General features: G+C 53.3%; 26 protein-coding genes. 8 read left to right on the forward strand and 18 right to left on the reverse strand.

The features are described 5' to 3' along the window. Positions 1 to 16 precede the first annotated feature (16 nt). Positions 17 to 535 carry a hypothetical protein gene (locus tag JYE50_RS08860; protein WP_143763561.1) on the reverse strand — a complete coding sequence of 173 codons (519 nt, stop codon included), beginning with the start codon at positions 533 to 535 and terminating at the stop codon, positions 17 to 19. Positions 536 to 790: 255 nt separating this feature from the next. On the opposite strand from JYE50_RS08860, the gene JYE50_RS08865 reads away from it, so the two are divergent. Both JYE50_RS08865 and JYE50_RS08870 read left to right on the forward strand, forming a co-directional pair. Further along, positions 791 to 1741 (forward strand): DUF3592 domain-containing protein, encoded by a 951-nt coding sequence (locus JYE50_RS08865; RefSeq protein WP_084095181.1) that lies wholly within the window; start codon positions 791 to 793, stop codon positions 1739 to 1741. A 158-nt stretch (positions 1742 to 1899) separates the two neighbouring features. Then, a complete protein-coding gene (locus JYE50_RS08870) occupies positions 1900 to 2229 on the forward strand; it encodes a hypothetical protein (RefSeq protein ID WP_084095182.1) in 330 nt (109 codons plus the stop codon). A gap of 56 nt (positions 2230 to 2285) precedes the next feature. On the opposite strand, the gene JYE50_RS08875 is transcribed toward JYE50_RS08870, so the two are convergent. Further along, on the reverse strand, positions 2286 to 3368 hold the full coding sequence (locus tag JYE50_RS08875; protein WP_084095183.1) for a leucine-rich repeat domain-containing protein: 1083 nt from the start codon (positions 3366 to 3368) through the stop codon (positions 2286 to 2288). A gap of 128 nt (positions 3369 to 3496) precedes the next feature. Between JYE50_RS08875 and JYE50_RS08880 the strand changes: the two genes are divergently transcribed. Beyond that, a complete protein-coding gene (locus tag JYE50_RS08880) occupies positions 3497 to 3622 on the forward strand; it encodes a hypothetical protein (RefSeq protein WP_283399168.1) in 126 nt (41 codons plus the stop codon). A gap of 60 nt (positions 3623 to 3682) precedes the next feature. Here JYE50_RS08880 and JYE50_RS08885 read toward each other — a convergent pair whose 3' ends face one another. From JYE50_RS08885 to JYE50_RS08905, 5 genes are all read right to left on the reverse strand, one after another. Beyond that, a complete protein-coding gene (locus tag JYE50_RS08885) occupies positions 3683 to 4900 on the reverse strand; it encodes a DUF4179 domain-containing protein (RefSeq protein WP_084095184.1) in 1218 nt (405 codons plus the stop codon). Next, on the reverse strand, positions 4890 to 5411 hold the full coding sequence (locus JYE50_RS08890; RefSeq protein WP_084095185.1) for a sigma-70 family RNA polymerase sigma factor: 522 nt from the start codon (positions 5409 to 5411) through the stop codon (positions 4890 to 4892). The genes JYE50_RS08885 and JYE50_RS08890 overlap by 11 nt, the downstream gene beginning before the upstream one ends. 114 nt (positions 5412 to 5525) lie before the next feature. After that, positions 5526 to 7343: a S41 family peptidase gene (locus JYE50_RS08895; protein ID WP_084095186.1), complete on the reverse strand. Its 1818-nt coding sequence runs from the start codon at positions 7341 to 7343 to the stop codon at positions 5526 to 5528. A gap of 230 nt (positions 7344 to 7573) precedes the next feature. Beyond that, positions 7574 to 8737: a rubrerythrin gene (gene rbr, locus JYE50_RS08900; protein ID WP_084095187.1), complete on the reverse strand. Its 1164-nt coding sequence runs from the start codon at positions 8735 to 8737 to the stop codon at positions 7574 to 7576. A 4-nt stretch (positions 8738 to 8741) separates the two neighbouring features. Next, a complete protein-coding gene (locus tag JYE50_RS08905) occupies positions 8742 to 9371 on the reverse strand; it encodes a rubredoxin-like domain-containing protein (RefSeq protein ID WP_283399169.1) in 630 nt (209 codons plus the stop codon). A 186-nt stretch (positions 9372 to 9557) separates the two neighbouring features. Between JYE50_RS08905 and JYE50_RS08910 the strand changes: the two genes are divergently transcribed. Both JYE50_RS08910 and JYE50_RS08915 read left to right on the forward strand, forming a co-directional pair. After that, a complete protein-coding gene (locus JYE50_RS08910; protein ID WP_084095189.1) occupies positions 9558 to 10256 on the forward strand; it encodes an AzlC family ABC transporter permease in 699 nt (232 codons plus the stop codon). Further along, entirely contained in the window at positions 10253 to 10579 is a 327-nt protein-coding gene (locus JYE50_RS08915) for a branched-chain amino acid transporter permease (RefSeq protein WP_084095190.1), read from the forward strand. Before JYE50_RS08910 ends, JYE50_RS08915 begins: the two co-directional genes overlap by 4 nt. A 446-nt stretch (positions 10580 to 11025) precedes the next feature. On the opposite strand, the gene JYE50_RS08920 is transcribed toward JYE50_RS08915, so the two are convergent. The 4 genes from JYE50_RS08920 to JYE50_RS08935 are packed head-to-tail and all read right to left on the reverse strand — an operon-like array spanning position 11026 to position 13092. Further along, the gene (locus JYE50_RS08920; RefSeq protein WP_179138259.1) at positions 11026 to 11181 is read right to left on the reverse strand and encodes a hypothetical protein; all 156 of its coding nucleotides are present in this window, start codon (positions 11179 to 11181) and stop codon (positions 11026 to 11028) included. Beyond that, the gene (locus JYE50_RS08925) at positions 11178 to 11735 is read right to left on the reverse strand and encodes a DUF2087 domain-containing protein (protein WP_084095191.1); all 558 of its coding nucleotides are present in this window, start codon (positions 11733 to 11735) and stop codon (positions 11178 to 11180) included. The genes JYE50_RS08920 and JYE50_RS08925 overlap by 4 nt, the downstream gene beginning before the upstream one ends. Then, positions 11732 to 12100 carry a hypothetical protein gene (locus tag JYE50_RS08930; RefSeq protein WP_084095192.1) on the reverse strand — a complete coding sequence of 123 codons (369 nt, stop codon included), beginning with the start codon at positions 12098 to 12100 and terminating at the stop codon, positions 11732 to 11734. The genes JYE50_RS08925 and JYE50_RS08930 overlap by 4 nt, the downstream gene beginning before the upstream one ends. 2 nt (positions 12101 to 12102) lie before the next feature. Then, a complete protein-coding gene (locus JYE50_RS08935; protein ID WP_084095193.1) occupies positions 12103 to 13092 on the reverse strand; it encodes an aminopeptidase in 990 nt (329 codons plus the stop codon). Positions 13093 to 13329: 237 nt separating this feature from the next. Here JYE50_RS08935 and JYE50_RS08940 point away from each other — a divergent pair, with 237 nt between their 5' ends. The 3 genes from JYE50_RS08940 to JYE50_RS08950 are packed head-to-tail and all read left to right on the forward strand — an operon-like array spanning position 13330 to position 15199. Beyond that, positions 13330 to 13533 (forward strand): PLDc N-terminal domain-containing protein, encoded by a 204-nt coding sequence (locus JYE50_RS08940; protein WP_084095194.1) that lies wholly within the window; start codon positions 13330 to 13332, stop codon positions 13531 to 13533. Beyond that, on the forward strand, positions 13533 to 14432 hold the full coding sequence (locus tag JYE50_RS08945) for an ABC transporter ATP-binding protein (RefSeq protein WP_084095195.1): 900 nt from the start codon (positions 13533 to 13535) through the stop codon (positions 14430 to 14432). The genes JYE50_RS08940 and JYE50_RS08945 overlap by 1 nt, the downstream gene beginning before the upstream one ends. Further along, on the forward strand, positions 14429 to 15199 hold the full coding sequence (locus JYE50_RS08950) for a DUF2705 family protein (RefSeq protein ID WP_084095196.1): 771 nt from the start codon (positions 14429 to 14431) through the stop codon (positions 15197 to 15199). The genes JYE50_RS08945 and JYE50_RS08950 overlap by 4 nt, the downstream gene beginning before the upstream one ends. 66 nt (positions 15200 to 15265) lie before the next feature. Here JYE50_RS08950 and JYE50_RS08955 read toward each other — a convergent pair whose 3' ends face one another. The 7 genes from JYE50_RS08955 to JYE50_RS08985 all read right to left on the reverse strand — a co-directional run bounded on the left by JYE50_RS08955 (position 15266) and on the right by JYE50_RS08985 (position 20149). Next, positions 15266 to 15919, reverse strand: a complete 654-nt coding sequence (locus JYE50_RS08955; RefSeq protein WP_084095197.1) for a DUF402 domain-containing protein — start codon at positions 15917 to 15919, stop codon at positions 15266 to 15268. A gap of 54 nt (positions 15920 to 15973) precedes the next feature. Further along, on the reverse strand, positions 15974 to 16855 hold the full coding sequence (locus JYE50_RS08960) for an alpha/beta fold hydrolase (RefSeq protein WP_084095198.1): 882 nt from the start codon (positions 16853 to 16855) through the stop codon (positions 15974 to 15976). After that, positions 16852 to 17445 carry a TetR/AcrR family transcriptional regulator gene (locus JYE50_RS08965; RefSeq protein ID WP_179138260.1) on the reverse strand — a complete coding sequence of 198 codons (594 nt, stop codon included), beginning with the start codon at positions 17443 to 17445 and terminating at the stop codon, positions 16852 to 16854. Before JYE50_RS08965 ends, JYE50_RS08960 begins: the two co-directional genes overlap by 4 nt. Positions 17446 to 17596: 151 nt before the next feature. Continuing rightward, entirely contained in the window at positions 17597 to 18127 is a 531-nt protein-coding gene (locus JYE50_RS08970; protein WP_084095200.1) for a GNAT family N-acetyltransferase, read from the reverse strand. 19 nt (positions 18128 to 18146) lie between these two features. Beyond that, the gene (locus JYE50_RS08975; protein WP_084095201.1) at positions 18147 to 18554 is read right to left on the reverse strand and encodes a hypothetical protein; all 408 of its coding nucleotides are present in this window, start codon (positions 18552 to 18554) and stop codon (positions 18147 to 18149) included. 30 nt (positions 18555 to 18584) lie between these two features. Then, complete coding sequence (locus tag JYE50_RS08980) at positions 18585 to 19295, reverse strand: carbon-nitrogen hydrolase family protein (protein WP_084095202.1); 711 nt, start codon at positions 19293 to 19295, stop codon at positions 18585 to 18587. Beyond that, positions 19292 to 20149 carry a hypothetical protein gene (locus tag JYE50_RS08985; RefSeq protein WP_084095203.1) on the reverse strand — a complete coding sequence of 286 codons (858 nt, stop codon included), beginning with the start codon at positions 20147 to 20149 and terminating at the stop codon, positions 19292 to 19294. Before JYE50_RS08985 ends, JYE50_RS08980 begins: the two co-directional genes overlap by 4 nt. Positions 20150 to 20336 lie beyond the last annotated feature (187 nt).

Raw genomic sequence — 20336 nt, forward strand, 5'->3', positions numbered from 1 at the left:
TCGGGACATGCTGATCTTAAAAATCCGTATTCAGTCGGATTCTTTCCCCCGTTTTCCCTTCCCAGTGGGCTGTCTCCGGATGCGTGTATCCATCCTGGTATATACTGAGATCCGCTGTGCTCAGGCCTGTTTCGGCATCGGCCTGGATGTCCAGAAAAACCCGGTATTGCTGCCCCTCTGTATGGCAATTGAAGAGTATGACTTCAAATGCCCAGTCACCGTCAACCGGTGTGTCCGGCCATATATTCTTTATCTCTTCACAGGAGAAAGCGCCTTTGAGCGTTATCGGCCCATAGCCGACTGAACGTTTCAGCCTGCCCTTGTCAATGCTGATATGCGTCTCGGGCGCCCCGTGCTCTTTTTCTGACCACCGGGCCTCCCGGGCCGGATAGACCGTATGCTGTTCCTCCGGTGAAATATGGATCGTCGCAGATATCATCATATCACAGTTATGGTCTGAAAACACAACAGCCGCGCCAATAACTGCGATGACTGCCAGGATGATCAGTCCGATTGTGTACTTCTTTCTTTTCATGCTGCAGGACTCGCCTCTCATATGCCGTCTCTTCATAAACCGGATATGTCTTTTCAACATAAAGAACGATTCATGAACCGTTTTCCTTCGCCATCTATCCTCCATATTTGAAATCCTGCGGATTAAGCCGTCTTATTTTGCTTTTTCAGGCCTGTATTGCGCTTCCCGGTTCGGATATGATAAAACTGACATAGTGAAAGCCCGCAATTCTGACTATCCGAAAGTGACAGGCACAGGTTATAAGGAGAACAAACGATGAACAGGACCGATATAATACGTTCCCTGAAGTCTTTCTTCAGTTTACTGCTGCGAAAAACCCTGCCCCTGTATGTGCTGGCGCCCGCCGTCTGCCTGTATTTCCTTCATCAGCCGATCTGCAGCGCGGTCCGCGCCTCCGGTTCAGCAGCCTTCCTCATCCTTCTCGCAGCCTTTGGCGCGGTCCTGCTTAACTGGCTGGTATATACTGTCATCCACCGGAAGCATCCTTCGCTTCTGGTTTATGCCTATGGCGTCTTCTGCCTGCTCCTCGTGGATCTGATTGAGTATAACGCGATCCCGGCTTATGATCCTCTGGCTTCCAGCCTGGCAACGATTGCCGGCTGCCTGACATTTGTCTTCCTGTTCCTGCTCGGTTTCTGGTTTGCCGCGCGCAACACCCGGCTCTCCCGTGTGTTTGCAGTTGCAGCCTGGATCACCATCGGGCTGCTGGCATTCTTCATGCTTTTCCAGATCCTGCGGGATTTTGAAAGCCGTAAGGCAACGTCAAATACCTGGATCGCCCTCCTGATCCTGATTGCCCTGATCCCTGCCGCTTTCACTTACAGGATGCGTTCTTCCTTCCGCCGTGCCATGTTCCGGCACAGGGCGACAGGCCTGGCTGCCGGCTGTATCGTACAGCTCATCGGGGAAACCCGCCTGGACCTGGACGGGGATCCGGTCACCGATTATCATGCCCGTATTGAATACACTGTTGACGATGTTCAGTATGAAACGCGCGCGGAAATCTATAAGCTGACCATGCGCTGGCTCGGCAAAAAATCCCTCGTCGGCCAGGAAATCGCTGTTCATTATGACCCGGCGAATCCCGCTGACGCGTATGCGGACCGCATCGACAGGCATTTCCTGGATGGCCTGGAAGAGGACGAACCCGAACAGGAAGCGCCTTCCGAGCCCCCGGCGGATGCTCCCGAAAAGGCCTGCCTGTAATCCAATCCTGAAGACAAAACCGGATACGTTTCATACGTATCCGGTTTTATCATATCAGCAGATTCCCGCCGTGTACGACAAAAGAGCGCATAAAACATCAGGAAACCGCGCCGGAAACCTGATACGCTGATCCCGAAAGAAACAAAGGAGGGATCAGCATGATGATCGTCAGCCGCTGGACAGATATGGGTCCCGAATGGAAAACAGAGGATATCTTCCGTATCCGGGAACTTTTCCGGAAGAATCACATTTCCTTCAGGATGCCTTTTTCAGATCTTTTCTTTACAAGCGTTTTCCATATGCCTGAAAAGGATAAGCGCTGGGGTATCCGGGTTCGGGAAAAAGACCGTTCCAAAGCCGCCGCCCTGCTCATCAGGGAAAACCTGGCCTGCGGGGATTTGCTCCGGGGCATCGTGGAGGAACCCCGCAGACCGGAAAAGGACGGCTGTACAGCCGCTTATGTTTCCCCGGTTCTTTTCCGGTCATAATCCATTCAAAAGAAAAATCACCACCCGGTCTCGGGTGGTGATGAATGTATATACCCTTAGTTTCCTTTTCTGGGAGTTGTCTCCAGCTTTTCAAACTTCAGGCCCCATTTTTCGGCATATACCTGTGTTGTGCTGTCTTCATATCCACACAGGACCACATTGGGCGAATCATCCACAACGCTTCCTTCCGCATCTTCGAAATGAACATTCGGGTTCAGGATGATCACCCGTTTCAGGCTATTACAGTCTGCAAAAGCATACCCGTTAATCGTCTTCACAGAAGCCGGAACGGTAACGCTTTCCAGGGATGTATCAAATGTGAAACACATCCAGCCCACCGAGGTGGCTCCCTCCGGCAATTCCACGTTCTTCAGGTACTCGTTGCCCTGGAAAGCCCACGGTCCGATTCTTTTAACTCCCGGAAGGAAATCGTCCTTCCCGACGCTTTCAACGGTTTTTCCGCTCGGATAAGCAATCAGTTCATTGCCGTTGTTATCATACAAGGCACCATTGAATGTCCGGTATTTTTTGCAATCGTAGGATACAATGATCGACTCCAGCTTGGGATTGCACGAAAAATGATTTTTATTCTCCAGCCCTCTCAGTGTGGCAGGGATTACAACTGCCCTCAGGTTAACCGGTTTGTTGAAAAGTGAACGTCCGAGTTGCTCTGTCCCTTCCGGAATAAAATAGATTTCCGTCTTTTTTCCGTCAGGATAATACATCAGTGTTTTCCTGTCCGCGGTAAACAGAACCCCGTCCACTGAAACATACTCTGTATTTCCTTCTTCCACATTGATGGCCGGAAGGTTGGGGCAATAAGCAAAAACCTGCGCCTCAGAAATCTTCTTTGTACCGGCAGGGATTGTAACCTCTTTCAGTTCATCGCAGCTAAAGAAACAATAGCTTTTGATTTCTTCCAGGCTCTCAGGAAGGTTCACTTTCGTAACGCCGCTGTCCTCAAAAGCCCATTCTCCCAGCACGGTAATTCCTTCCGGAACAGTCACCTCACCGCCGGGGCCATTGTATTTCACCAGCGTATTGCCTTCAATCTTGAAATTCTTGTTCGTTGTTTCTCCGAATGCTGCTCCCACACCCAGGATAAGCAGCGCAAGCAGTACAGCCAGCAGTTTCTTCATTGTCGGTTTCTCCCTTCAACTGATAAGCATCCGGATATACTATCCAACTTCGTAAATAAGTATACCAGAATCCTTGTTACCATGTTTTCACAACGATGTAACAAACATGTAAATTGTGAAAAACCACCGTGAAAAAGATCGAAAACATGGCCTTTGTGAACTGCGACAACCTGGTCTGCAAAGTTCGCTTCGGTTCCTACGCCCACAAATATTGCAAGGACAACGGAATCAGGTACGTAGTCTGTTTCTGGTAAGCTCCTCCTCTTCTTTATACGGAAAGGGCCTGCAGGTATTGCAGGCCCTTTCTCCTGTTCTCACTGATCCAGTTCAATGGGGAAATAAATATCCGTCCAGTCCTGCATCCTCATACGGATGAAGAATTTCTCCGGCAGACCCTCCAGATACTTCCCGTACCACCTGAACTTCCAGACCATTTCCCCTTCCTTGTCGATGGAAGGGCTTTCTGTGTGTTCAATGGGACCGTACAGCATTCCGTTCAGCCCTTTGTTTACGCCGTCTGATAAAGTAATGTTTATCGGGAACTTGCACTGATCGTTCTTGGGGGTAACCCTCAGGACCAGCCTCATGCCCAGGTCAGAGATATCCGCCTGCTCAACCACCGCCGTACAGTACTCATTGTCATAGACTTCCTGTGTCTTCAGTTCCCGGATATTTTCCACCGGTGCCGTTTTGACTGCGTCAAAATCCAGCACCAGGCTTTCCACCGTCATACCGCCCATCTCCTGCGTAATATCCACCGTGGTCGGATCGCCGGATACCGCAATGGACCAGCCTTCCGGGCACACGTTCAGATCCGGTTCCGGATCGAAAAATCCGTCTATCACGTAGCCCCCGTCGGAGTCAAAACAGGCCGGTACCGCGAAATATCCTTCAGCGATCTTCTGTTCCACTTCTTTCCCGAAACCGTCTTTATCCGTATCCACCAGCCCAATGGGACGGATAGGACGGTAAGTACTCACTTTCATGTGGATATGGACTATATCCGCCCCGGTGGTACCCAGGGGGTACTCAAAAAGGTCGCCCGACCGGGCAATCCCGTCCTTATAGTCATCCCCCGGCAGCCAGTATTCTATGCAGTGATCGCCGGTATAGTGATCGATGATGTCCCGTCCATTGATGGTCAGTTCTTCCATATAGCACCAGAACGGAACCTCCGGCCGCTTGTTCTCCAGGGTCCAGTCAAAAGCCAGCTTTTCTCCGTCATAAAGAACAGATTCCACACGCAGTTTCGCACCGTCCGTTTCTGCCTCCTTGCCAACCGGCGCTGTGATATATGGAATTTCAGTATTCAGGAAATCCAGCACATTCCATCGGGTTACCGCCGCGATACCAACGCTCATCAGGGCCATAAACAGCATCGCGATCAGCACCGTTCCAAACGATATCTTTCTTTTCACCGGTTTATTCTCCTCACTTTCAGCCCGGGCAAGCACCTGCCGGAGCATCCAGGGGTTTTCGCCGATTCCGGACAGCGCATCGTCAATACAGTCCTTCAGTTTCTCATTCTTCATCGATGCCGCCTCCTTTCAGCTCCGTTTTCAGTTTATCCTTCGCCCGCTTCAGCCGGCTTGTCACCGCCGGCTGCGTTATTCCCAGAACCTCTGCGGTCTCCGTCATGGTCAGTCCGCGGTAATAGTAAAGGAGGATCACTTCCCTGAGTTTCCCCGGCAGGTTCATCACCGCCGCCGTCACTTCCCGGTGGTACGGATCCCGGATCGCCCGTGCAGCAGGGAGCATATCCACCGTCACCCGCCGGTCCGTGTGGCGGAACCAGGCGGACCGGAGCATGTCCTTGCAGATGTTAAGTGCGATCCGCGTCAGCCAGGTCTTTTCACTTGCCTCCCCGCGGAATTTCTCCAGGGACCGGTAGGCCTTCAGGAATGTTTCCTGCACGGCGTCTTCCGCCTGCGTTTCATCATGCAGGTAAAGATAGCAAAGCCGTTTCAGCGAAACCTCATTTTCCCGGATAAGCCTCTCCAGCACCGTTTCCGGACAACTGTCAGGCGCCTTGGCAGTTTCCATAGCCGGTCCCACCTCCTTATACATCTATTAGACGAAACAGGCGTCTGATAATATAACATCGGCAAAAGAAAAAAACTTCCCTTCCTTTTCGTCAGGGAAGTTTTTTTGCGCCGTTCAGGCCGCCGGCGCTTCCTCTGCCGGGGCGAACCATTCATTCATCATCTTATCCAGCATTTCATCATCGAAAAAGGGAGCATAATCACCGGGTGAAAGCCGGGGATTCATATTGACCGTTGTTTCCTGTTCTATCCGTTCGATCAGCAGGTCCGTCCGGCATCCGTCTTCAACAGACGTGTCATCCAGGTTCCTGAACGTCCACGTGCAGCTGGACATCATGAACACAGCACCGCTGGAAAGCACCGCTATCTGCACGCTGCAGGAGCCGCCTCCTGAAGGTTCTCCCAGCAGAACAGCACCGTGCTCCTGCATCATAATCGGGAACAGATTGCCGCAGGAGAAAGACAGCCTGGTGGTCAGGACCCCGTAGTTGAAGTCATACTTCACTTCTTTGTCCTTTTCATCAATCACGCCGTCCAGGTTCCTGTCCGTATGGATTTGTACCCGCTCATGCTGCCCGGTCAGGGCATTGTACAGCCGCATGGTGTCTTCCCCGGCAGCCAGATCCATTATCGCCATCAGGACGTCACTGTCTCCGCCCACATTCGCGGAAAGATCAAACAGGATATTCTTTATAGCCGGGTTCTCCGAAGCCCGCTTCAGCCCGATCCAGGCAATGCCGTAGCTGTCCGCCGGAATCTCTCCCTCGCCGGTATAATACGCCAGCCATCCAGCCTTGTCCGGATAGAAATTGTCAATCCGGATAATGGCGGTGCTGCCATACTCCCGGTAAGCCTCATCCCCCCAGGCTTCGGCCCTTGTCCTGGTAATCGGGTCCAGCAGAAGCAGCTGGCGGTATACTGCCGAATTCCCTATCAAACCCGCCCCGACACCGGACATGATCTGTAAAGCCAGCGCAAAATAGGGAGTGCTGCCGTCAATCAGGTCCGATATTCCGCTGAACGCGGTATGTCCGTCATCCAGCTGCAGGAAAAACAATTTGCTCATACCCGTCAGGTATTCCGCCATATCCGGCGAAAGCAGTTCCTCCCGGATAGCTTCTCCCTCTCCGTCCGGCATGTCCCTCAGGGCTCCTTCCAGTCCCTTTTCAGCGAGCGCCCCGTCCAGCGGTGCAATACCGGGATGGCCGAAGAAGTAATCCAGCAGGAAGCATAGTTCTCCGTAGCTTTCGCGGATCTCATCTTCTTCCCGCTGTGCTTCCCCGTTCAGGAGGGCACGCATCCGCTCGCTTTCATAGTATCCCGCGGGGAGAGCCGCTATATTTTCCAGGTTCAGTTCCGGTTTGAAAATCTTTTCCCCGTTATACAGGAGATAATTGTATGAACTGTCGATAAACAGGGAGGAGAGCATGACCAGGGGAAGATAGACATCCTCCGCGTCCGCATGGATCCTGATGCCGTATTTTGCGAAATCAAAGAGCACCGCGTTGGGTTCATCGTCAAAGAACATATCCATGTATCTGGACCATGGGCATGGAGAATCCTCAACTCCGGCCTTCTTCTCCCCGGAAACGGGCAGGATCCGGAAGGATTCCCAGTCCGGCGATGAAACGGTGCCGGCGTCCGGATTTACCCGGATACAGGCTCCGTTGGATCTCGTGAATTCCCAGGTATCTTCGTCCGGCTGCGAAACGGTTACTTCCGTTTCCATAACAAAGCCCAGATACTCCCGTATGCCCAAACAGGGAACATGAGACATATCTGTATAAAACCGCAGGTTCAGGCTGCCGGTTTGTTCATCCTTTTCAATGACCGGCGTACGCTGTACGGTGTAAGCGGTTCCCCCGGCGGATGCGAATGGAACCGAATGTACGATAATAAGCAAAGCAAGAAAAACAGCCAGGATCTTCTTCATTATGCAACCTCATCTTATTTTGTTTTCTTTATCCAGACCTGATTGCTCCGTCTCACACGGTATACCCTGTTTCATTACCATTTCCAATTCTATCAAAAGGAAAAACCATCGTCAAAGCAAACGATGGCTTTTCATAGTATTTCCCGTGTTTTGTTCTGTTAATTCCTGGTAATGATATAGTTTCCTCTGCAAGGCATCAATGCTTCCGAAAGGGATTCACAGCAGGAGCATCAATAATTCTCCGCGTTGATTTCAAAATAGCTCTGGGGATGAGCGCAGACCGGACACACTTCCGGCGCTTTGGTACCAACGATGATATGGCCGCAGTTCCGGCATTCCCAGACTTTTACTTCACTCTTTTCAAACACCTGCTGCATCTCCACGTTCTTCAGCAGTGCGCGGTAGCGTTCCTCATGGTGTTTTTCAATGGCCGCCACCATGCGGAATTTAGACGCCAGTTCCGGGAATCCTTCTTTCTCCGCAGTCACTGCGAATCCTTCATACATGTCCGTCCATTCATAGTTTTCACCGTCCGCGGCAGCGCAGAGATTCTCCGCTGTACTGCCGATCCCGTTCAGCTCCTTGAACCACATTTTTGCGTGTTCCTTCTCATTATCCGCGGTTTTCAGGAACAGGGCAGCGATCTGCTCGAAGCCTTCCTTTTTGGCCTTGGAGGCAAAATAGGTGTATTTATTCCTGGCCTGGGATTCTCCGGCAAAAGCTGCCTCCAGGTTCTTCTCCGTCTGTGTCCCCGCATAGGGATTCTTCTTCGGGGCATTCTCTTCAATCTTCACAAACTTCTCCGCGGGCTGCTTGCAGACCGGGCACCTGAAATCATCCGTCATAGGTCCTTCATGAACATATCCGCATACTGAGCACTTCCATTTTTCCATGGTTTCTTCCTCCTTTTGATTGACTGATTCATTGAATTCAAGGGATGAGAGCAGCAGTTCCAGCGCTTCCGAAGGGAAGCCCGGTTCCTGTGCATATCTGCGCATTTCCTCCAGCAGTATTCGTACGTTGCCGCTCTGCGGCAGCATGTATCCTGCTTCCCGCAGCAGGTCCTCCGCCATGATGCGGTTTGACCGTTCCAGCGCTTTGGCCAGTTTTCCGGGAAGTTCCACCGCGAGTTCCTCCTGTTCAGCTTTACTGCCTGCCAGCTGCCGGAGCGCGGCTGCCACTCCGTCCGTTTTTGTCTGCTGCGGAGGATATTCCCGGGGCACAAGGCTGATCGCTCCGGCCGGGCATGCTTCCGCGCACGCTCCGCAGCCGGTACATTTATCAGCGTCGATCACGCTGTTTTCCGTGTCTGACGCGCCCGTAGGACAAACATACAGGCACAGGCAGTCTTTTTCACAAAGGCGGACATTCCGGACCGCAATCTTTCCGCTCATATGCTTACCCTCCGATCTTTTCAAACTTTCGGTTTGGCACTTTACACACCGGGCAGACTTCCGGCAGGTCATCACCGATATAGACAAACCCGCAGATGGTGCAGACATAGACGCCGGTATCCTCCGGCATTGCTTCCTCCCGTGCATATCTGTCCAGCAGGGATTTCAGGATCCGCGTAACTTTTTCGCTCCAGGTCAGGCTGCGAAGCGCACCCCGGTCACCGTCTGCTTTTGCGGCTCCGCCTGCGGCGGAAAAACCGCTTTCCAGGTCAGCGTTCACGCGCTCCAGCAGCGCCTCAAAGGTCGCTCCGGCCTTTCCCCCGCCCTGTGCCTTAAACCAGTCCGCCAGTTTCCTGAAGGCTTCTGCCTGTTCTGGTTTATATTGTTTTTCACAGCCCTTGGCCAGGCTGCTGCACAAAGCACTCGTTTCAGCAGCGTTCAGCGGCTTCATTTCTGTGTCTGCACAGAGAACCGGAGCGATTGTCTCAGCTGAAGGCTGTGACACTCCTTCAGGAACAAAATCCGCCTTGGAAGCACCGCACAGCGGACATTTCCAGTCCTCCGGAAGCTCTGCCCATGGCGTATTCCCGGCCTCATCGTACACATAGCCGCAGATCGAGCATATATACCGCATCCGCATCCTCCTTTATCACATTTTCCTGTTCCTGACTATATCATAATCCTTAGAGTTTACTTTAAGTCAAGTTAAGATTCAGAAACTAAAAAGAGAGCAGTCAAAAAACTTGACTTTGAGTATGCTCTATGATTTAGCATACTATCAGTTTAGTCTGATGATCCGAAACGAGGTGAACCGTATTCCATGAGAGCGCTGACAGCCAGGAAAGCCTTCCTGAAATCACTTCCGGTTCTGGGAGGATATCTCATCCTGGGCATGGGTTTCGGAATCCTGGCCGGCCGTGCCGGATACGGAATCCTCTGGGTTCTCGCCATGAGCCTGCTGATGTTTGCCGGTTCCATGCAGTTTGTGGGGATTGGCCTGCTTCAGGGCGGAGCCTCCGTGCTGATAACAGCTCTCACCACCGTCATGGTCAACGCACGCCATCTTTTCTACAGTATCTCCATGATCGGGCGCTATAAAAACGCCGGCCGGTATAAACCTTATCTGATCTTTGCCCTTACAGACGAGACCTACTCCCTTCTGTGCGACGGAAGCGCGCCGGAGGGGACAGATCCGGATCTGTTCTGTTTCCTGGTTTCCCTGTTCAATCATTCCTACTGGGTTCTGGGCAGCGTTGCGGGCAGCCTGCTGGGCGGCGTCCTGCCCTTTCCCTCCGTCGGCATTGAATTCTCCATGACCGCGCTGTTTATTGCTTCCTTCACAGAGCAGTGGCTTACTTCCAAAGACCATCTTCCCGCGCTGACGGGCCTGCTGGGCACGCTTGCCTGCCTGCTGCTTTTCGGGCCGGAACGTTTCCTGATCCCGGCCATGCTGCTCATCACCCTCGTGCTGACCCTGTTCAGGAACCGGATTACAGCCGGAAAGAAGGTGGAGCCATGAGTACAGCATCCCATTCCGCCATCCTGGTGGCAGTCATGTCCCTTGTCACCATCCTGCTCCGTTTCCTGCCCTTCCTGGTTTTCCGGAAAAAGGTGCCGCCCTGTATCACATACCTGGGCAGGGTGCTTCCGCCGGCCATCATCGGAATGCTGGTCATCTACTGTCTGAAGGATACCGTGATCACCTCCGCGCCTTTCGGTTTACCGGAGCTGATTGCCGGTGTGATGGTCGTTCTGCTGCAGGCGTGGAAGCGAAACGCGCTCCTCAGTATCCTGTGCGGAACCGTCGTCTATATGCTGCTGATCCAGCTGGTCTTTGCCTGACAAAAGATCCGTATGCCGGTCAAAAGCCTGCAGGCGGAATAACCGGGCAGGCAGAATAATTAGACTGAATAAACAAACCGCCCCGTCCGGCAGACTGGATTGTCTGCAGGACGGGGCGGTTTTTCTCTTATTGTTTTTGTTCCGTCAGGCTTCCGGTCTGAACCATACCTGCGCTTCCACGTGCCTGAACGGAGGGATGCTCTCAAGCAGCTTCTCCAGGGAGTTGTCATAGACGCGCAGCTGTCCCCCAGGGTAAAGCTGATCTGGTCATCCGGAGTTTCATCCAGCGGTATCCGCAGGCTTTCCTCATTGTCATACCATTCATGCAGGTAACTGCATTCCAGCGGGACAAAATGGTATGGATGCGCCAGCCGGGGATGTCCGCCCAGCCGGTTGAATGCTTCACGGACTGTTTTGTCCGCACCTTTCCGCAGCGGATAGTATCTTTAAAAATCCATAAACCGGCCGACACTCGTCTTCCATTCATGCTCTTTCGCAAGCTCTTTGGCTTTCCGGAAAGCTTCCTTTTCCGGAAGGTGCATGATGTTCTGCCAGGGATCCGTTCCCCGGAGATAGTAGTGTGTGATATACCGTTCGTTCATTCCGGTTTCACCCGCCAGTATCCGCTGGTATCCCGGGCCAGCAGGCCCTCCCCGACCATGTTCCGGCGGATGGTGCAGAAATCATCATGGAAGTCCGCGATGATAATGTTTACTTCCCGCTCGGTATAGATCCGGTCATACTCAAAGGCCTCCGCGATCACTTCCAGCACAATGCGTTCCTTCTTCCGTTGGGCAGGGATCGATTTCAGCCTGCCGTACTCAAAGAAAGCGTTTATCACTTTCTGGCGGTATTCGGCATCCCGCTGTGCCTGGAGATCCGCTTCATCGGATTTCTCCCTGATAATATCCAGAATGCTTGTTTCAAAGATCTCCTTGTTCAGGGAGTACATCATATAATACTGGCTTTTATAGGAGGTTACCGCACCGGCGTCCGCCAGCTTCTTCAGGTGGAAGGACACCGTGGCCGCGGTGATCCCCAGCCGTTCCGCCAGCCGTTCCACATACATATCTTCGATCGCCAGTGATTTCAGGATCTGCAGCCTGGACTTATCCGACAGGCATTTGAATAAAAGGATGGCTTCAGTTTCTGTCATTCCGCTCCCTCCCAGATCTGATCAAATTCAGCCCGGACTTCCCGGACCACGTCCAGCTTGACCTGTTCCGTCTGCATTCTGGCCGCGTCGTTATGCTCCTTTGCCTTTTCATAGGCAGCCTCCCACGAGGCCGGAATCTGCTCCGCCCGGGCGATAAAGAAGTCTTTTACCGCCTTCTCGTTTCCGTTGCCGATCCGGACCGCAACGGTCATCCAGGTGCGCATAGCGTCATAGATATTGGCCTTCACCTTTTCAAAGACCGCTTCATCCGTCCGGTCATCCGCCTGCAGTTCCGCGTTGCGGCGGCCGCAGGCGGCAATCTTTTCTTCAAACCAGTTGTTCATCTTCGTTATTTTCTGTTCCATTGTTATTTTACCTCAACTTTTCCTTTTCCGACAAAATCGGTATGATCGGTCGCCTGGTTCGCGCCGCCGAACATCACATTCGCACCCACCGCGATATGGAAAGTCCCCGCCATTTTCTCATCCAGCACGGTATATCCGCACAGGCTTTTGACATTGGGATTCATTCCCAGGCCCAGTTCACAGACAATCCGGTTCTCCCGCGGCATCCCCGCGAAAAGCTTCGCCACAGCCTCATCGCTGCTTCCTGTCACTTCCCCGTTTTCAACCCGCAGGGTGACATTGCTGTACTTTTCATCCTCCAGCCAGAACTCTTCAAAGAATACCGTACCGTTCGTCCTGTCCTCCACCGGAGCAATGTAAATTTCCCCGCAGGGAAGGTCTCCGTCGCCGGCGTCCGCCAGCCACTTGCGTCCGGTCAGGTCAAGGTTCAGCTCACAATCCTCCCCGGTATGGACAACCGCCTTTTCCGCCCCGGCGTACTTCTCCGCTTCCTGCCGGCAGGCGGCGCCCAGTGCCTCATAGTCTACATCATAGGCTTCATTCATCCGGGTAATATAGTCTTCCGGATCCAGGCCGGACTCAGCCGCGTTGGCTTCCGTCGGGATTCGGATCTGGGCAAACCGTTTGCATTCCATCAGCTTACCGAACAGCTGCGCCATGTACCTGCGGTACAGATCCATCTGTTCATCCTCAAGGGAATATCCAAGCACGATGGGCTGGCAGGCGAACACGTCCAGCACAGCATCGAATTTTGAGATCAGTTCAAAATACCGCTCATCAAAACAGCTTTCCTTCGCTGATGCAAAAATATCCCGGTTAATCGAACGGGCCTGCTGCAGAAGCACAGGAGTCGCCCCCAGTTCCGCAACAGCTGCCAGGAAGCTGTTCGCGATTTCCTTCTCTGAATCCTCGCCCCAGAAATGAACAAGGATCAGTTCTCCCGCGGATACTCCGCTTGCCTTGACGATCTTCAGGATCGTTTCACGTTTCATGATACCACCTCCGGTTCGCCACTATTTATATCACGGTTTAATCAAAATTGCAATACCATTTAGATATTTATCTAATTATTAATTTGTTTTATGATTTTACAAGCCCTGTTTTTCTTGAAAAACCAAAAAATCCCCTTACGTCAGGTATTGTTTGTAACGCTGCGTCATAAGCTATTCTTACCCTGCCGGAACCGGAAAACGCCGTTCCCGGACAGAACAGCAAAGGAGCATTGAATAATGGATAATCTGAATCAATACCTTCCCTTCCTGATCCCGCTCGCGGTCCTGCAGTTTGCCCTGCTGGGCTATACCCTGCACCACATCCTGACCCATCAATACTACAAGCGCGGAAACCGTACCCTGTGGCTCTTTGTCACCATCGGACTGATGTCCTTCGTCGGGCCGGTCCTTTACCTGCTGCTCGGCCGGGAGGATGCCTGATGGAAATGCTGAAGATCACCGGCCTGCATAAACGCTTCGGTGATAAGGAAGTGCTGCGCGGACTGGATCTTTCCGTACCGGAACACAGCGTCTTTGGTTTCATCGGGCGGAACGGTGCCGGAAAAACCACCACCATGAAGATGATCCTCGGTCTTCTGAAGGCCGATGCCGGCGAGATCCGGGTAAACGGGGAAAAGGCTGTCTACGGCCAGACCGGAACTAACCGCCATATCGGCTACCTTCCGGATGTACCCGAGTTTTATCCTTTTATGACCGCGCCTGAATATCTCCGTTTCTGCGGCGAGATCACGGGTATGACTAAAGCAGACATCGCCGGCCGGTGCGAAGAGCTGCTTGAACTGGTCGGTCTCAGGGAGGAAAGGCACCGCATCAAGGGCTTTTCCAGGGGCATGAAGCAGCGTCTGGGAATCGCCCAGGCACTGCTGAACCGGCCGAAGCTCCTGATCTGCGACGAGCCCAGCTCCGCCCTGGATCCGGTTGGCCGGAAGGAGATCCTGGATCTGCTGCTGGCAGTCCGTGAACAGACGACCGTCCTGTTCTCCACCCATATTCTTTCTGACGTGGAACGTATCTGTACAGACGTAGCCCTGCTGGATCACGGCACAGCCGGAATTCAGGGAAAACTGGCCGATATCCGTTCCAGGTACCGGAGCGATGAATATACGGTAGAGACCGAAAACAAAGCCGGCATGCTTACCCTTCAGGAAGTCTTTCCCTTCATGCGGCACACCGGCCCGAACCAGCTTGTATTCCGTGAGGAGGACAGCCGTGTTTTTGATATTATGCGTTTTGCGGCAGACCGGCAGATCCCTCTCCTGAAAATTGAGCGGGAGGAAGCAACGCTGGAGTCTCTGTTCATGGAGGTGGTGGAAAAATGAAATCCCTTCTTGCCTTTATCCGGAAGGAATGGACCGAACACCTCCGTTCCGGGCGGGTGCTGATCTTCGGGATCCTGTTCCTTTTCTTCGGCATCATGAGCCCGGCGATTGCCAGGCTCACTCCCGCGCTCATTGAAATGATGGCGGATTCCTTAGCCGGATCCGGAATTGCATTTACCGGTGTCACCGTCACCGCCATGGACTCCTGGGTGCAGTTTTTCAAAAACATGCCGATCGCGCTGATCGTTTTCATCCTGCTGGAAAGCAGCATCTTTACCCGGGAATACCGTTCCGGCACCCTGCTGCTTTCACTGACCAAAGGCCTGGAACGCTGGAAGATCGTTGCCGCGAAAACCGTTATCCCCGTGCTTCTCTGGACGGCCTGTTACTGGCTTTGCTTCGGGGTTACCTATGGGTATACCGGGTACTTCTGGGATAATGCCGTCGCGCAGAACCTGCTCTTTTCCGCCGGCTGCTGGTGGCTGTTCGGCCTGTGGGCTGTTATGCTGATGGTCTTTTTTTCCGCGGTTTCCGCGTCAAACACAGGTGTGCTTGCCGGAACAGGCGGCATCATTCTGCTCTGCGTCCTGCTGGGGATCTTCCCCAATGTCAGCAAATACCTGCCCACCCTGCTGATGGATGGAAATTCCCTTATTTACGGCATGGAAAAGCCAGGAACATATACCCTGTCCCTGGCCATTACCGCCGTCACAGCGGCAGTCTGCTTTATTGTCAGCATTCCCGTTTTCAACCGAAAGCAGCTGTAATCTCCTGTTAAGATACATTTTATCCCTGCCTGTCTTTCGGGCAGGGATTTTGGGCTGTTTGCAGTTTCAGGATTCTCCCTGCGTCTTTCGCCATTCCCGGACTTCCCGGCACATAGTGATGGGCTCTCCGGCCCCGATCCGTTCCTCCGCCAGCTTCCGCACCGCCGCGCATAACGCGTCCAGTCCGCGGATATCGCCGCCGTACGCCTGCAGGATGGCTTCGCCCTCCGCCAGCGCCGCGTCATACTGCTCTTTGGACAATTCCCCGGAAGCATAGGCCGCGTCCAGTTCGTCCCGGTCATCCACCTTCACTTCGCCTTCCGGCGTTATGATCACATCCAGGTACTTGTCGATAAACACCGTGATGCCGTCCTCATCCTGCTCGATTCCCTCGATGATATCAATATACCAGATGGACGGCTGGTATCTTTCATCCGCGGTCACCGGATAATGCTTCCGTTCCGGATCATGGGTTCCGTCCGGAAAATACATGGTGGTGATCACCCGGCGGGTGCCATCCGGAATCAGCTCCAGCCAGGTCATGCCTCCGCCGGTCACCTGGATCCTGCCGGCTTTCGGCGTTTCCCAGTAATTCTTTTCCCCGTCCGTAAGCCGGATCAGGCAGACTGTCCCGTGAAACAGTTCATGGTCAATCCGCATCTGGTAGTACGGGTAATACTGGAATCCCCATTGGTCCCGGTTCAGTCGCTTGTGATTCATCTCAAATCCCCTTTACTCTTTCGCCGGTGCACCTGGTCATCACACCGTTCTCCGTCAGGGCGCCTGAAAAACGCTGATCATTTTCCGGTTGATCTCCTCCGCCCGCTCATGGTTCAGCCCGTGGCCGGCTTTTTCATAGAACACGGCGTTCATGTGGTTCTGCTCCAGGACTTCCCTTCCGCCGATCTTCTCAAACGGATCATCTGTGCCCACCAGGTAGGTCACCTTGTCCCGGATCCTGTCCACCTCTTCCGGTGTGAACGCATGGAGCCTGTGGTAACCCATTGCCATGTTGTTGAAGCCCTTCAGTAGGCTTTTGTAATGGGCCATGATCTCCCTGTTTTCCGTAAAGACCGCGTAGTTCTCTCCGCTCAGCTTCCGCAGCAGCTTCGTCACGTTTTTATCCGTCGGGAACAGCGCCTCCGGCAGGAAGATCTTCATCATCGCCGACATGGAGTTCTTCTTTCCGCCCACCGGCACCGTGCCGGAGATGCTGATGGTTTTCATCACCCGTTCCGGACGCATCAGCGTGTACATCTGTACCAGGTATCCGCCCATGGATACACCCGCGAAGAAGGCCTTTTCAATCCCCAGCGCGTCCAGCACCCCGTCGATCCAGCGGACGTCGTCAAATTCCCTGTTGTAGTTTTCGTTGGGCATGCTTTTCCCCGGGCCGCCTATCGTGTCGATGGCATAAAGGCGGAAATGTTTTCCCAGCTCCGGCGCGTTGTAGATCCACATCAGCGCGGAGTCGTCCCCCACACCGTGGAAAAGCACCAGCGCCGGGGCATCCTCCGCCCCGCACTCGATCACGTGGGTTGTTCCGTATTCAGTCTCCACGTCCCTTTCCTTTGTCCCGCACTGCCAGGAGGCCAGGACCCGGTCATAAGTCTCCAGGATAGCCCGTCCGCTCTTTTCGCTTCTGTATTTCTTCATTGCCTGTCCGCTCCTTTTTCTTTGAATACCCTGTTATAAAACGCCGTCAGTTCCCGGGCCATCCTGTCCGTGTCCCCGGTGAAGTATCCCAGCATAATGATCCCGTGATATTCCCCTGCAAGGCGGTCCGCGTCAGTTTCCCCGATTTCTCCCCGGGACGCCAGCAGCTCAAACACCTTTGCTTCATGCGCGATGGGATCGGTGAACATCATCTGCTGCCAGGCTTCCTCCGCGGCGGGTTCATGGAACCGCTCGCTCTCCAGCATCCGCAGCAGGGGATCGATCTGTTCATGCCGCAGGTAGGCTGTCACATACATGACCCCCGCGCGCACAAAGGGCTCGCATTCCACCTTCTCCGTACCGCTCAGGATCCGGAAAAAGGAATCCCGGGCTTTCGCGGTCAGCTCGTTGGCCCGGGTGATCATATCCCGCACCAAGGCCTGTTTGCTTTCATAATAATGGTAAATCGTGCTGACACTGATACCGACGGATTCCGCCAGGTCCCGCATGGAAACAGCCGCGAATCCCTTTTCAGAAAACAGCTTCAGGGCTTCCCGGATAATCAGTTCCTTTTTGTTTTCTTTCGGCATAGCATCCTCCTGCATCAATTAATCGAACGTTCGTTCGATATAATATCCTCTTTCCCTGTTCCCGTCAATACATTCTTTTCAAAAAACCGGAATGCAACAGCATTCCGGTTCAGCATAACCCTATGGTAAAGATACATCATATTTCCGCCCGTCACAGATCCAGTTTCAGGGTCACCGCGTCAAAGAGTTTTCCGTTCACATTACGGAAATCCTTCTTCCGGTATACCTCTGTGAATCCCAGCTTTTCCGCCACCCGGAGCATCCGGGTGTTTCCCGACCAGGTCTGGGTATATACGGAAGCGGAGCCATGTTCCTTCAGGTACCGGATAAACTGCCTCAGGGCTTCCGTACCGGCGCCCCTGTTATAGACGCTTTCCTCGGGAAGATCAATTCCGACAGCCCGGATCCCTTCCGGATTTTCCACATAGTCCAGGTCATCATACCAGCAGACCCATCCGATATGCTTTCCGTCCAGGTCTACATCATACTTCCACCGAACCGTATCCTCCGGCAGGTTCTTTACGGATTCATAGTATTCCGTCCAGCCTTTGCGCTCTTCTTCCTCCGTAGTTTCGGGTAATTCTTCCCACGGCGCGTCAAAAAGCATCCATCCGGTGTCCTTTGTAAACCAGCGGACATAATCCTCTATGTCACTTTCGCGCATGTCACGCAGTGTGATCATTTTTCCCTCCGTTTTGTGCTTACACCAGGCATGCGATGATATTCAGCAGGATCAGCACATGCAGGAGAATATGATACAGGTCCGGCACCAGCCGCTTTTCGCTCATAGGGAAAAGCCGGATCGTATCTTTGAAACAGTCGTTGTATCCCTGCAGCTTCCGCTCGCTTGCGCCGAAGATGGTGAAATACCAGTGGCACATAAACTGCACGGCAAACCAGAGCAGCAGGATCCCCAGCAGGATCCATCTCCCCGCCGGCTGGAAGCAGTGATACGCGATCAGTCCGAGGCTGTACAGGCACAGCATGCAGAACTCCGCGCTTTTCACGCCCATGCCTCCCACCAGCAGTCGTTTCCCGAGCCGGTAAGTGGTCACGCAGCCCAGGAACCAGATCCACAGAGCTGCCTGAATCAGAATGGTTATGGCCATTTTCCGTTTCCTCCCCCATGCTTTCTTTTCTTAAGCGTCAACGATCAGGATCCGTTCCTCATCAAAGGGGATTTTGTCCGTTACCTTCCCGTCCCTGAACCGGAAAGCGCCGCCGTGGTTCACCGGATCATTGTCCAGGGGATTGATCAGCAGCGTATCTTTCGCGGCCAGCAGCGCCTGCTCCGCGTATTCGTCCAGGGCACTGTCCTCCCATTCCTCCGTCGTGTAGTCACAATACACCGGCCAGATCAGCAGGTGCTCCGTCCGGAACCTTTCCGGATAATCCCACATATCCCCGCAGAGGGCCGGCATGATCTTTTTCCCGTGGAATGTAAATTCCCCGGTTTCCGTTCCCTCGCGGTAATGGCTGTCCGTTTTACTGAACTCTTTCCATCCCCGGGAAATCCGCCGGTAATTATGCACGGTCTTCCCCTCCGCCAGTACGGCGCAGGAGGAATAAATCTTATCCCCTTCTTTTTCAATATAGCCGAAAAGCAGACCTGTCCCGTACCGGACCGTCAGGCCGCGCAGATAGTCCATTGTTTCTGAGTTTTGATCCACCGCCATCTGCCTGTCGGTTTCATAGTCCCAGCACAGGCTGTCGAAACCCTGCAGGAAAGCTTCGCCGAAACACAGCAGTTCCGCCTGTCCCTGTGTTTCCTTCAGTGCCCGCTCAATCTGCGTCAGATTGAACGGGATGTTTTTATTCTCGCTCCTGTAGGATACCAGTCCGATTTTCATATTGTTCCTCCCTGAACCATCTGCCTCAGGCGTTCCTTCAGCCGGTTTTCTCCGGCTTCTCCCAGCGCCTTGCGGGAAACCTCCAGGTTCTCCTCTCCGATCCAGTCACGGTAGGCCCCGGAAAGATCCGGGCAGAGTGCTTCGATCAGGTACTCATCAAAGCAGAGCACCTGGTATTCCGCGATATCATGGGATCCGTCTTCCATCCGGATATCCCCGCTCATCATCGGATCTGTGACAGAATGGGTGCATTCATGCAGGAACTGCAGGAAGCAGCCCGTGAGATCCTCCTCCTTTTCCGGCCAGGTCAGGTAAACCACCAAGGCGTTCTGCAGGTTGACTGCCCGTCCGTTCTTCCTCAGGCTGTAGGAAAAAAGGACTTTGGTGTCCATGCCCAGTTCCGCGAAAAAGCTGCTGAACCTGTCCGCCAGTGCCCGGAAACGGCTGTAAACCTTTTCCGTCTGCTGCGCGGTTTCGGTATGATGTTCCTTCCACCACTGATAAAAGGTTCCGGAAACCCTGTCGCAGATCTCGATCAGGGGATCCGCGAAATCCTTCATATCCTTATCTGTCAGCATGCCGCATCCGGCAAGCATTTCCCTGAACTGTCCCGGGTTTTCCGCCGCCAGGGCTATGAAATTGATCACCGCCAGCCGGTCGAAGTGTTCCTGGTAGTAACTGATCAGCCGTTGCGGGATTCCGGGATAAACCCCCAGGCATCCGGCCATTTCCGCCGTGTATCCCGGGTCGGATACATCCGCGGCGCAGTCTATGGGCATATGCGCCAGCAGGTAGTAGAAAAGATCCGCAAAGGGATTATACAAAAACTCCGCGGGTTGTTTGTTATTATCCATATCGCTCGTCTGATTATCCTTTCAGTTCTGTCAGGAGCACCGGTCCCGGGCCCCTTTCAGGTCCATCATACCGTTACATGATACCGTAATAAAGGGTTGAAGTGGCAAAATAGATTCCCTTTTCCGACTTTTTTGCCTGAAATCAGTCCTTGACTTAGAGTTTACTTCAGAGGATAACATACATATA

This window comes from Aristaeella lactis (genome assembly GCF_018118585.1).
GTDB lineage: Bacteria > Bacillota > Clostridia > Christensenellales > Aristaeellaceae > Aristaeella > Aristaeella lactis.